Annotated in this window: 7 protein-coding genes; 3 read left to right on the top strand and 4 right to left on the bottom strand. The window is 44.2% G+C overall.

The genetic code is table 11. From position 1 onward, the window contains the following. Positions 1-164 precede the first annotated feature (164 nt). Complete coding sequence (locus tag AC5YBZ_RS08965; protein WP_475516858.1) at positions 165-1,484, top strand: tyrosine-type recombinase/integrase; 1,320 nt, start codon at positions 165-167, stop codon at positions 1,482-1,484. 1,825 nt (positions 1,485-3,309) lie between these two features. Here AC5YBZ_RS08965 and AC5YBZ_RS08970 read toward each other — a convergent pair. Continuing rightward, positions 3,310-4,566, bottom strand: coding sequence for a Y-family DNA polymerase (locus AC5YBZ_RS08970; RefSeq protein WP_494543690.1), 1,257 nt, complete (start codon positions 4,564-4,566; stop codon positions 3,310-3,312). A gap of 12 nt (positions 4,567-4,578) precedes the next feature. Next, positions 4,579-4,986 carry a LexA family protein gene (locus tag AC5YBZ_RS08975; RefSeq protein WP_494519104.1) on the bottom strand — a complete coding sequence of 136 codons (408 nt, stop codon included), beginning with the start codon at positions 4,984-4,986 and terminating at the stop codon, positions 4,579-4,581. A gap of 296 nt (positions 4,987-5,282) precedes the next feature. On the opposite strand from AC5YBZ_RS08975, the gene AC5YBZ_RS08980 reads away from it, so the two are divergent. Continuing rightward, positions 5,283-7,685: a Lon protease family protein gene (locus tag AC5YBZ_RS08980; protein ID WP_494519103.1), complete on the top strand. Its 2,403-nt coding sequence runs from the start codon at positions 5,283-5,285 to the stop codon at positions 7,683-7,685. 96 nt (positions 7,686-7,781) lie between these two features. On the opposite strand, the gene AC5YBZ_RS08985 is transcribed toward AC5YBZ_RS08980, so the two are convergent. Further along, positions 7,782-8,702, bottom strand: a complete 921-nt coding sequence (locus AC5YBZ_RS08985; protein WP_110457849.1) for a manganese-dependent inorganic pyrophosphatase — start codon at positions 8,700-8,702, stop codon at positions 7,782-7,784. A 225-nt stretch (positions 8,703-8,927) separates the two neighbouring features. Beyond that, positions 8,928-11,507 carry a M1 family metallopeptidase gene (locus AC5YBZ_RS08990; protein WP_494519102.1) on the bottom strand — a complete coding sequence of 860 codons (2,580 nt, stop codon included), beginning with the start codon at positions 11,505-11,507 and terminating at the stop codon, positions 8,928-8,930. Between the two features lie 560 nt (positions 11,508-12,067). Between AC5YBZ_RS08990 and AC5YBZ_RS08995 the strand changes: the two genes are divergently transcribed. Further along, complete coding sequence (locus AC5YBZ_RS08995; protein WP_494543691.1) at positions 12,068-12,511, top strand: HNH endonuclease; 444 nt, start codon at positions 12,068-12,070, stop codon at positions 12,509-12,511. The last annotated feature ends 65 nt before the right edge of the window (positions 12,512-12,576 follow it).

The following is a 12,576-nucleotide window of genomic DNA, read 5'->3' on the forward strand; positions in this document are numbered from 1 at the left end:
GGGTAAGTAAAGCACGATAACCTTATTGTCCTGTGTAAAGCTTTGATTCAATGTTTTCCGTTTAATCTAAATACTCGAATTGATTAATTAAATTAAGCTATTAAATGCATTAATCATGATAAAATTAGCGGTATCAATCGGTATACTCTCCAAGTAATTTGCTAATGCCAAACAATCACGCTCCATCAATCACATCATTGCCTAATGTATTGCCATTATTTGAGTCAAAAGACTTTCTCGAGCAAGGCAACCCCATTATCAATCAACATATCACTGCATTGAGCATAAATGGCATTGAAGATGCGGGCTTTATTTATGAGCTCTCTTGCGACCTATTATTTTCTCTGCGCGACAATGAAAACAGCTATAAAAGTTACCGTAGTGAACTCAGCTGCTTTTTACATTGGTGTTTTGATGTGGTTAAGCAATCACCCGGGCAGATCTCACGCCGAGATATCGACAAGTTTGTAGCCTATTGCCAGCAGCCCCCTAAAGCGCTTATTGGCTATTATAATGTGGCGCAATTTAAACTTGATAAAGCAACGGGGCAGCGTCTACCTAATCCGCTTTGGCGACCCTTTGTCGGTAAAAAGCAACTTGGCGTCGAGCAGATTTATGAGCTGAGTGACAATGCCTTAAAAACCAAAATGGCGATTTTGTCATCTTACTATGGTTTTTTAATGGCCGAGGATTATTGTGAGCGCAATCCAGCGCAGGCTTGGCTGAATCACTCGCGATTTGCTAAAAAGCATAAATTTTTAGTCAATCAAGACGATATCGACAGCTTGGCTTTTACCGAACTGCAATGGTCATATGTCATTAGCAGTGTTGAAGGGCTTGCCCAAACCTCACCAGAGACTCATCAACGCAGTTTATTTTTAATTAAGCTCATCTACTCTTGCTATTTACGAGTATCAGATGTCAGCGCAAGGGCGGGATATAGCCCCATCATGGGGCAATTTACTCAAAATAAACAGACGGGTATTTGGCGCTTTAATATCCCGCAAAGCAAAGGCGGCAAGCAGCGTTCAGTGCCTTTATCCAATGCAATACTCACTGCATTAATCGAATACAGACAATATTTAGGTTTAAGCGATCTACCAAGTTCTAATGAACAAACACCACTATTTGTACGTCATCGCGCTGCTGGCCGAGGTAGAGAAAGCGGACTGATCAACGCTAATCTTGGTATTCGCCAGGTGAGGGAAGAAGTGCAAAAAATTATCGAGTATAGTGCCGACTGCGCCGAAGCTGACGGTATGATAGAAGATGCCAAAGCGATGCGATTATTGAGTGTACATAACATTCGTCATACCGGGATCACCCACGATATTAATTTACACGGCAGACCGTTATCACATGTACAAGCCGATGCCGGACATGAAAGTATTGATACCACATCGCAATATTTACACACCAGTCAATCGGATCGCCACCAAAGTGCGGCGAATAAACCAATAGATACCTTATCGGGAATAAAATAAGGTAAATGACAAGGGGAGTTGTGTTGGTGGTTTAGGCGGCAAAGTCAGGCAGTCAGCCGTTTCATCTATGGTTCTAAGTCATTTGTACCTGACTGCATGGTTGATATCGCACAGATATTCTGAGTCGTAATTAGAGTATATTGCGAGAGCTTTTTTGAGGGCTAGGGCAGTCTAATTATACGCTTGTATGCCTTATTAGTCAGAGGTTACAACGAAGGTTATTCAAACTTATAAAATAAACATGACCTTACTTTTTCGATTCAGTTTGAGGATCTTATTGTTCCACACAGAGTAATGAATAACTATTTGAGCGGGCAGGGTATTACCCACTTAAATGACATCCACGCAAATATTCTTGTAGAGTTACATATTGTTTATACGTAAACCTTCTCATTACGGCTAAAAATGTTGATTCAATAAAAATTAATAAAACAAATCTGCTTAAACTCATAGCGGTAAACATTTTCTGTACTGTTCATCACCTTTAATTCATTTACTTGAATCTGCTATGCATCTGAACTTGATGCTTATTATAAGAAAAGTTTACACCATATTTAACCAATATTTTAATGCCGATAATGATACTTATCGGCATTAAAGGTCAATGTGAAAAGGGGTTGTGTTCACAACTATTATTCCGTTATTCCGTGACTTTCTCAACCTATTTTGTAGGCTTTAATTATTAACATTAGTGTCATCATTAATAAAATACATTACCGATCATCTTTAATGTTAGCTTGTAAGGCATCAACCTGAAAAGTATGAAATAGTGGTTATCACTACATCAGTGAAACCTTGTAATTGATTCAACGGTCACACTTTAAATCGTAAGGTAAGCTTATTTATGGCTTATTTTAATGCTTTCTAAACTCAGCTTATTTGCGTGTCATAGTCAAACGATAACTCTCATTAATCGCTCAACACTGTGAGTGTTAACGTCATTGACTAGCTATATCGGTATAAAAAGGTTTAATAGCTTAAAATTCAGGCGGCGCTACGCGCATAAAACAAATCAATGCGGGTCTACCTAGGCTAGATTTCACGTAGCGACGCGTTGAAAATGTGTCCTGGCACTCAGTTGAGTGCCAACCGATTAACGTTCACTACAGTGTTGAGGGCAACAAATGCTGTTAAACGAAATTGATTAGAGGTGCTTTAGGCATTGCATACGTTCATAACTAGTCTGCGGTATTCAACAAATGTGACCTCAGCGGATAACTACCGAGCAGTGATTCAGTTAATGATTCATGGTACCAGACGATTATCAGTAGCATTGATCTATCTAAATGGGTCTATCTAAACGCTCAATACTCAATACTCAATGTTACGTTGCTTGACAGTCTAAAGCGATAAAAAGCAGTTTCATTCTAGGACGTTATAGGACGCTACGATAATTATGTCTGGACGATGTTGATGTACATAAAAGCGCTAGCTATCGACCCATGATTCAAGGCATTGGTAATTAATCACCTTAATTGGAATGAGAGGAGTCTGAAATTGAGTGAAGCTTTCCACATCCGCACACCTCATTTAACATAATATACATTGTGCGCAGCTATGTGTGTGAGGATATAGAAGTGCCACTAATGATACTTATCGGCATTGGCGCGTCATTTCTCCTGCGCTCGTCGGCATTGCTTGTCATGCCTTAACGATGTCTAGATGGTTCGTCTGCTGTGACAATTTTCTGATAATTAGTCCAAAACATTTAAACTCAAGGCTGCCAAAGTTATTGACGGGGAAATTTAAACTATCGACTGGATACTCAATGGTTGGATATATATTTCGACACTACGGATGTCCGTAGTCATATTGCTAGAATATATCAACATTTTATCTGCGGTACTGAGTGCCATTTGGTGGTGTATTGTGGTGTGAGTAAGTCACGGCGCATTATCCATTTGGGTTGAATACCTTGAGCGGCAAGAAATACTGCATCGGTTCCATAACGTTGATTAATACCATCTAAGGTTTGCATGAGGGGTAAATTGGCTTTTGAGACAGTAAATAAATCGAGCTGACAGTATTTGTCACTGGTTAAATCAAGCAACCCTATGCCAATTTTGTAATACCGCACCCCTTCCCTAAATAACTTATGTGCCGCTTGGGTCATGGCTTTGGTTAGCTCAACGCTGCAATTGGTGGCACAAGGCAACTCGACTAAGGTTTTAAATCCTGTGGGTTGGTCGTCATAGGGAGAGTTATAAGCAAATAGCAGCATGGTTTGACAACATAAGCCTTGCTTACGCGCTTTTGCTGCAGCAATGGCAACATGTTTACTTAAGGCTTGTAATAACGATGGCTTATCGCAAATGCGTTGCCCCATACTTCTGGTGGAGAAGATCTGCTGCTTATCGGCTCGCGCCTTATCCCACACTTTACATACCTGGCCGTTGAGTTCTCGCACGGTGCGCTCAACCTCGATACCAAATTGTTTACGGGCGGCACCTGGTGGCATAGTGGCAAGTTCGTATGCGGTGGTTATTTTCATTAATTGCAGCCGTTTACTTAGCCGCCGTCCAATTCCCCATACATCACTCACTGCCAATTGCGTTAAAATGGCCACCCGTTCCTGCTCGCTATCGATAACACAAACTCCTTGATAGCCTTCAATTTTCTTTGCGGCATGATTAGCGATTTTCGCCAATGTCATGGTTTCGCCCATACCAACACAAACCGGTAAACGGGTTTCTTTCCAAACGGTACGGCGGATGAGTTGGCCTTGGGTTCGTAGGCATGGAATTGCCGGATAACTCTTTTTAAAGGAGAGAAATGATTCATCAATCGAATACACATGCTGCTCAGGAGCAAAACGGCCAATGATATTCATCATTTTATTGGATAAATCAGCATACAACTCATAGTTGGACGAGCAGGCAATGACCCCACGCTGATCACACAAGGATTTCACTTTAAAATAAGGCACAAATTTTTGAATGCCGGCTTCTTGTGCCTGTCGATTTGCGGCAACAATACACCCATCGTTATTACTTAATACGACGATAGGTTTACCGCGCCAATCGGGACGAAAAACTTGCTCGGCACTGCAATAAAATGCGTTGGCATCGATTAAGGCAAACATAAAAACACCACCTTAATGATCCACCAGTAGTGGGCTTTGACGGTGACAGCGAATCGATCGAGTGACAACGCCTTCGATATTAAAAATATCGTGGTCGTGAATGCTAAGAGGTTGATAGTGTTGGTTAGATGACAGTAATAAACGTCGCTGGGTGTCGATGATTTTACAGACAAACTCACCATTAAAGTTGGCCACTATGACATCGCCACTGCGGGCGCATTCATGGCGGTCAACAATAATCACATCACCATCAAAAATGCCGACGCCTTGCATTGAATCCCCCTGTGCCAACCCGATGAAAGTCGCGTTGGGATGTACTACCAGTAGTTCATCTAAACTTAAGCCTAATTGGCAATACTCAGCCGCAGGGCTTTCGAATCCAGTAATACCAGCACTGGCTGGAAAAGGAATAACGCGCATAGATAAGACCCAATAAAATACGCTGTATATAAACACAGTTATTTTAGCAGCCAGGTACAAAGGCGCAAGTTTATTTATCAGCGGGGTTAAGTTTGACAACGAGTAATGTCATTCAGCAGGCTAATAAGTTATGCATGAGTTGTGTGTGGCGTGAAGATGACACTATTTTTAGTATGAAAAATAATCAAACAAACCAATTTGTTAATAATATGGCCTTAATTGAGTAAATGACTGCTGTCATTTGTGTGACCGCTGTTTACACTGAAGTTAATATTTTCATATGAGATAGTTAGCGTATGCCAATCTCCCCTCTTACCAGTGCCAAACTTTACCTACCATCCCTGCTAAGCAGTTTAGATGCCAAAGTAAAATCGACTAAAAGCCTTAACCCGTTAGATAAAATCGTTGGCCAAGAGCGGGCCCAAAGTGCCGTTGAGTTTGCCATGTCGATGCAGGACAAAGGCTACAATATTTACGCCATCGGCCGTAATGGTTTGGGTAAGCGGACGATGGTAATGCGCTATTTAGACCGCTATGATCCTGGTTTGCATCATCCGCTTTATGACTGGTGTTATGTGGTTAATTTTGCTGATGCTCGCACACCCAAGGTGCTGCAACTGCCTCAGGGTAAAGGCGCCCAATTTAAAAAAGATATTGAAGAGTTGATGAAACGGCTTGTCAAAGCCCTACCCTTGGCATTCGATAACGAGATTTACTATACCCGGGCAGACAAATTAAAAGCACAGCTTGCCAGTAAACAAGAAGCGGCATTAAATAAGATCACTAAAGAGGCCGCGGCTAAACACATCAGCCTAAGTATTACCGCTCAGGGCGGCTATGAATTACTCGCCATGAATGGTGATGAGCCCCACTCTGAAGCCACATTTGCGGCATTAAGTCATAAACAGCAACAGACGCTTGAAAATAACATCAGTGAAATAGAATCAAAACTGCGTGAAGTGGTGCGTAAATTTACTGCTTGGGAAGAGCGTTATAGCGATCAACAACAAAAGCATGACGAACAAGTGGCCCAAGATGTCTTAGTGCATTTAATGGACCCGTTAAAGCTAAGCTATGCTGACTATCCCGTGATTAAAACCCACCTGCATGATATGCATAAGGATATTATCGATAATCTGGATATTTTCTTAGAGCAAAATGAAGAACAGGTTGCGCTTGCTTATGCGTCGATGCAGAAAAAAATGCCCCGCCGATATCAAGTGAATGTATTGGTTAATCAAGCCGATAAAACCATGCCTATCGTGGTGGAAGAGAGCCCTAATTATCATAATATTTTTGGTTACATCGAAAATGCGACCTTTAAAGGCACTATTTTTTCTGATTTCTCTTTGATCCGCCCAGGCAGTCTACATCGCGCCAATGGCGGGGTGTTGATGATCGATGCCATCAAGGTATTAGAGCAGCCCTATGTGTGGGATGGATTAAAGCGCGCACTGCGGTCACGCCAGTTAAGCTTAAGCTCGCTCGAACGAGAGGTAACCTTGTCGGGGACCATTTCGCTGGATCCCGAGCCAGTGCCGCTTAATGTCAAAATTATCCTCTTTGGCGATTATCAAACCTACCAGTTATTACAACATTACGATCCTGAGTTTAAAGAGCTATTTAGAGTGACCGCCGATTTTGAAGACGAAATGCCTCGCACCGCACAATCTGAGGCGCTTTACGCCCAATTTATCTCCAGTATTGTCAGTGGTAATAAGATGCTGCATTGCGATCGAGGGGCTATAAAACGGGTTATTGAGTTTAGTGCGCGTCAGGCCGACTCAAAGTATAAATTATCCCTACATTCAGCCGACATTGCTAACCTATTACGTGAAGCTAATTACGTGGCAAAATCCAGCAACGCTAATATGATAAGGGTGAGCCATGTAGAGCAAGCTCTTTATAATCATGAGCTTAGAGTGTGCCGTTTAAAAGATAATGTGATGCAAAGTTTTGTCGATGGCACCACTCTAATCGACACGGCTAATAAGGTTGTCGGTCAGATAAATGCGTTATCGGTTATTGCCACCTCGGATCATCAATTTGGGGTGCCTAATCGTATAACGGCCACCACAGCTTATGGTGAAGGTGCGGTATTTGATATTGAACGCAAGGTGGATCTTGGTGGCAGTATTCACTCAAAAGGGGTGATGATCTTAACCGCATACTTGGCAACCTTGTTTGGCCAAACCGATAAAATCCCCCTGTCGACTCACCTCACCTTCGAGCAAAATTACGGTGGCGTCGATGGCGACAGCGCATCGATGGCCGAGTTATGTGCTATTTTATCGGCGTTTTCGGCCCTGCCATTAAGACAAGATATTGCGATAACAGGCTCGATGAATCAATTTGGCCATGCTCAGCCTATCGGTGGCGTCAATGAAAAAATCGAAGGCTTCTTTGATGTTTGTACCATAAAAGGACGCAGCGATAGCCAAGGGGTGATTATTCCACAGGCCAACGTACAAAATTTAATGTTACGCGATGACATCGTCGCTGCGGTTAAGCAAGGCCGTTTCTCCATTTGGGCGATTAATCATGTTTCAGAAGCCATTGAATTACTCACAGGCATAGCTTGCGGCGAGCGGGACTTTGAGTTTGAAGATTATCCGCCGCAGACAGTGTTAGGTATAGCGGATAAACGCCTGCAAAAATTACGACAGCATGCGAAGCAACAAGCCAAAAAAGCCGACTAAGCCATAGGCCTTAACACGCGCCACAAAAAAAGCCGGCAACTGCCGGCTTTTTTACAACTGACTATCAATACAAGCTATCAATATAAGGGAGTGGCTTTATGCTAGCGCATCTTGTAATGGCGGAACTACCTGCTTTTTACGGCTCAACACACCATCAAGCCAAACGCGGCCATTTTCGGTCGCTTTGCCATAGGCGCGGGTGGTGAGTTCGCTGTCATCAGACACCACCAACATTTCAGACCCTTCTTTCATGATATCGGTGAGCAACAACAGCACACTGTGACGGTTACCTTCCGCTTTTAAGGCGGCGATATCGGCTTCAAGATCGGCTTTGATGTCGTCAAATACTGACAAATCGATCACTTCAAGCTGACCAATACCGATGAGTTTGCCATTCATGTTGAAGTCTTTAAAGTCGCGCATCACCAGATCGCGTACTGGCGTGCCTTCGACCGCAGACTTCACCTTAAACATCTCCATGCCTAAGGCTTTGTAATCTTCAACACCGGCAATTTCAGCTAGCGCTTCAACACATTTTATGTCGGCAGTGGTGCACGTCGGAGATTTAAAGATCACAGTGTCACTTAAAATGGCACATAGCATGATGCCAGCGATATCTTTAGGAATTTCAACACCATAGAAATCGTACATCATCTTGATCACTGTGTTGCTGCAACCCACTGGGCGGATCCAGCACTCAAGCGGAGTCGATGTGGTTAAGTCACCCAGCTTGTGATGGTCGACAATACCCACAATAGTGGCTTGGTCAATATCGTCAGGCGCTTGGGTTAATTCAGAGTGGTCAACAATATACACTTCTTCGCCAGCATAACTTTCTTTAAACTCTGGCGCGTCAAAACCAAAACGCTCTAAAATAAAGGCTGTTTCTGGTGAAAGTTCACCAAGACGAGCTGCAATGGCCGCTTCGCCTATCTGATTTTTGAGGTAAGCCAGCGCAATTGCGCCGCAAATAGAATCTGAATCCGGGATCTTATGTCCCACAACGTACATTGGCATAATTAACTCTCGATGAAAATTTTTCGGCATTTTATCAAAGTCGACATCAATTTACAGTAGCTTAACGCGATAAAATAGTGGAATTGGCATTAACATTATTGGTCATTCAAATAGTGTACTCAGCCGCTGAGCCTAGCTTAGCCGATAAACGCTTATTTAAACGTCACCTAACACATAAAAGCCCGCCAATGCGGGCTTTATTATGATGTTTAATCAACTGAGAGGCTATTGCTGCTGAAGAAAACTCACCACACTGGCCTGCTCGCGCTGTTTTAACATCACACAGTTAGTAACCTGCTCATTGAGTTTAGCTAAACTGCGGCCATAACCGGCGACGTGTTCAACTTTTGGGGTGAAAAACACCTCAGCCCGCTCAAGTGGCGCCAGCTCACAACCGCTGGCAAGGTAGCCTGGTAAACGAGGTAGTGCAAACGGCGGTAATTTACTGGCAATCGCATCATAATGCGCATAAGCCCAATCACGAAAAGCTTGTTTGCGATCATCACGATACAGCTGCCCCGCATAAAGATAACTCAGATCCGGCGCGGTTATCGCCTCGCTCAGACTGTAAGCTAATATCTGTTGCTGCAACTTACCCGCAGGCGCATAACCTAAGGCATACAACAGATGGGTGCGTTGTTGAGCATCTTTAGTGGTTTCAAACTGACGCTGCATCTGCTCAAGCAAGGTGTCGTCGCCATTAAACGCGGCTATCTGCAGATAAGTACCAATCAAGTAGGGATCAGCCGCATCGCTTTGCGCTAAATACGCCTGTGTCTGTTTGGTTGCTGTTGCAATGACATTGGGATCTTGTCCCTCAAACCCTAGCAGCGCGATCAGTGTTGGGCGCAGTTTACTGATCTGCGGATCTTCGCCATCGACGGTCGATAAACCGTAACGCTTGACCGCTAACTGAGCTCTGGCGGTCACAAACTTGGCCCATAACTCACGATTACTGGCATCTATAAAGGTCTGTTTTTGTGCCTGCAACAGCCCTAATGCACTGGCGACCACCTGTGGATGCTGATCATCGACAAATTCACCGATAATATTGAGCAGTGCGCCGCCATCAATAAAGCCTGCATCAAGCAGTGCATCGGCGCCCGACAGCAACGCGAGTCGCTCACGTGGATTGAGTGTCGTTTTGGCTGTGGCTAATAATGCACTCAGTTGTGGTTCTGGCAGTAACCAACGGTAATAGCCCATGCCATCGGCATCGGGGAAAACCCAAGTGGGGGCAAAGGGCAATGTAAAGGTTTGACTTGGCTTATCAAGCAGTAAGGTTTGTTGCTGACTCTGTTTCGCATCGCCAAATTTAAGCGACACTGGCACTGTCCAGGTTTGCGCTGGAGCTTGCGTCCCTGCGCTCACAAAGCGCTGCTGAGATAAGGTTAATTGATCACCATTAAGACTGACTTTCACTAGCGGGTAAGATGATTGCTCGATAAAAGTGCGCAGCACTTGGGGCACATCTTTACCAGAGGCCTTAGCCAGCGCGTTCCACAGATCATCGGCGGTGGTATTTTTATAAGCATGATCTTGAATATATTGACGAATACCCGCCTTAAAGGCACTTTCCCCTATCCAGTTTTCAACCATGGCAAGCACAGCTTCCCCTTTGCTATAGGCTAAACCTAGGCCATCCATAATATCGGCCTCATTATTAATCGGCTTGCGGATCGGCTTGGTCGATAAACGCGCATCTAGGCTCATGACGCGGTTTTTGGGCAAACGTAAGTTGGACTCAAACTCTGGGTGAGTCTGATGGGTAATTTTGGCGGCCATCCAGCTGGCAAAGGCTTCGTTTAACCATAAATCATTCCACCACGCCATGGTCACTAAGTTGCCATACCATTGATGGGCTAGCTCATGGCCTACGATAGAGACCGTACGTTGACGGGCACTTTGGGTGGCGCTGGCATCATCGAGCAATAAAATATCTTCACGGTAAGTCACTAACCCGGCATTTTCCATGGCGCCAAAAGGAAACTCAGGTACGGCGACAGAGTCCAGCTTTGCAAAAGGATAATCAACACCAAAGTAGTCCTCCAATGCTCCTAATACAATAGGCATCTGCTCGGCGGCATATTTGGCTGAGGCAATTTTACCTTTAGTGGTGATCACCCGGCCAGGGACACTCATGCCCTTCACTTCTATCTCTTCAAATTGCCCCACCGCAAACGCCACCAGATAAGAGGAGATGGTCTGCGTTGGCGCAAAGGTATGTATGGTCATGCCATCTTGCTGCTGCGTGTCGACCTCGGGTGTATTGCTATACACCTTTTCGCGACTAGGAGCGCTAATGGTGAGCTGAAATGGGATTTTATACTCAGGCTCATCGAATAGCGGAAATGCACGGCGTGCATCACTCATCTCAAATTGGGTAAACAGATAAGGTAAGTCGCCATCGATAGTCTTATATAAGCCGACCGATTGCCGATTATAGGGGGCGGTAAAATCGAGCGACAAGGTGTATTCACCAGGGGTAATAGTATGCGGGCAGCTGAGTTTCACTATGCCGGTGTCGAGCATGGTGGCCGACATTTCACAGGGCTTATCGCCACTCAAGGTCACATTACTGGCAGTGTAGGCCAGCCCATTGATGTCGAGCACCTTGGTGGCGTTGAGCACGTTAAGGGAGATTTGGGTCGAACCTGAAAAATCATCGCGGGCCGGATCCAGTGACAACTGCACCGCTTGAGAGATAGGTTTAGCGACTTTACTTAATACAAATTCATTGGCACTTAAGCTAGTGCAACTGAGCAACGCTACGGTCACGAGTCCGCCGTTAACGATACGGTACATGAAATCCCCTTTTTAGAAATAGAGTGATGATTAGGTGGTATTGTCGTTCACTGCACAGGCTGATATTTATATTATACGATTAAATATCAATATGTTACGTAATTACGACTGACCATTTATATTAATGATTGTTAATTAATCTCTGCTGCTGGCTATGCTGCTTTAAACCGCGAGGCAATATAGGCTGTGGCAAATTTGTAGCGAATGTTAACAAATGAGCGCTTAGCATAGCTAGCAGACGACACATCTACTTACTAAAAGGGTAATGTCACATGCTGTGGATGTACGCCGCTGAACCACTCTTTACTCAGTGTGCGACTAGGCATACGACAATCATATCGGCTAATGTCGTTAGGCTGATAATGCCAGCCTAACGAGGCTCCTTATCCATATTTTACTGAGTCGACTGCCATTTCATGGCTACACATAATAGCCTTAAATTTAAGCCAGCACCCAAAGGTAAGTTAATGAAAAATAGTTAAAACTGATTTATGCTGGGTCCATTAAGCAGTACGTTAAGTGGACGTTAGGAACCAAAAAATTACAAGTAGGAGCCATAAATGGAGCGATATTTTAGCGTCACGTTCAGGATTGCCAATAGTATTCGTACTAAACACTACAAAACGGAGCAAAGCGCGATGCGCGGCATTGGTAAGTGGTTGGTTAAACATCAAGATGAGCGCGATATCAACGCTTCATTTTTCAGTGACACCCAGGGGCACTTAAGTTTTGACGCTCCTTTTGAAGCATCGCCATTAAGCGACAGCGTCGATTTTTATAAAAGCAAAGCCTGGCTAAAGCTGAGGTTAGAGGTCTTAGAACGCTATGGCCGCCGCTGCGTCTCTTGTGGCGCATCGGTGCAAACGGGCGCGGTACTGCATGTTGACCATATCAAACCCCGATCGCGTTATCCGGACCTGGCGCTGGATATCAACAATCTACAGATTTTGTGCGAAGCATGTAACTTAGGCAAGATGGCATCGATGGAGCAAGATTGGCGGTAAGTGATATTGATGTTAGATAATAAGGGGGCGCACATCCATGTGCTGCTCTGCAGGGAGATAACAGA

Source organism: Shewanella sp. 553, from assembly GCF_059338375.1.

Coding starts and splice junctions, on each gene's coding strand:
- AC5YBZ_RS08975 (WP_494519104.1), bottom strand. CDS start 4,986: ATGCGCGTTATTCCTTTTCCAGCCAGTGCTGGTATTACTGGATTCGAA.
- AC5YBZ_RS08980 (WP_494519103.1), top strand. CDS start 5,283: ATGCCAATCTCCCCTCTTACCAGTGCCAAACTTTACCTACCATCCCTG.
- AC5YBZ_RS08970 (WP_494543690.1), bottom strand. CDS start 4,566: ATGTTTGCCTTAATCGATGCCAACGCATTTTATTGCAGTGCCGAGCAA.
- AC5YBZ_RS08995 (WP_494543691.1), top strand. CDS start 12,068: ATGGAGCGATATTTTAGCGTCACGTTCAGGATTGCCAATAGTATTCGT.
- AC5YBZ_RS08990 (WP_494519102.1), bottom strand. CDS start 11,507: ATGTACCGTATCGTTAACGGCGGACTCGTGACCGTAGCGTTGCTCAGT.
- AC5YBZ_RS08965 (WP_475516858.1), top strand. CDS start 165: ATGCCAAACAATCACGCTCCATCAATCACATCATTGCCTAATGTATTG.
- AC5YBZ_RS08985 (WP_110457849.1), bottom strand. CDS start 8,702: ATGCCAATGTACGTTGTGGGACATAAGATCCCGGATTCAGATTCTATT.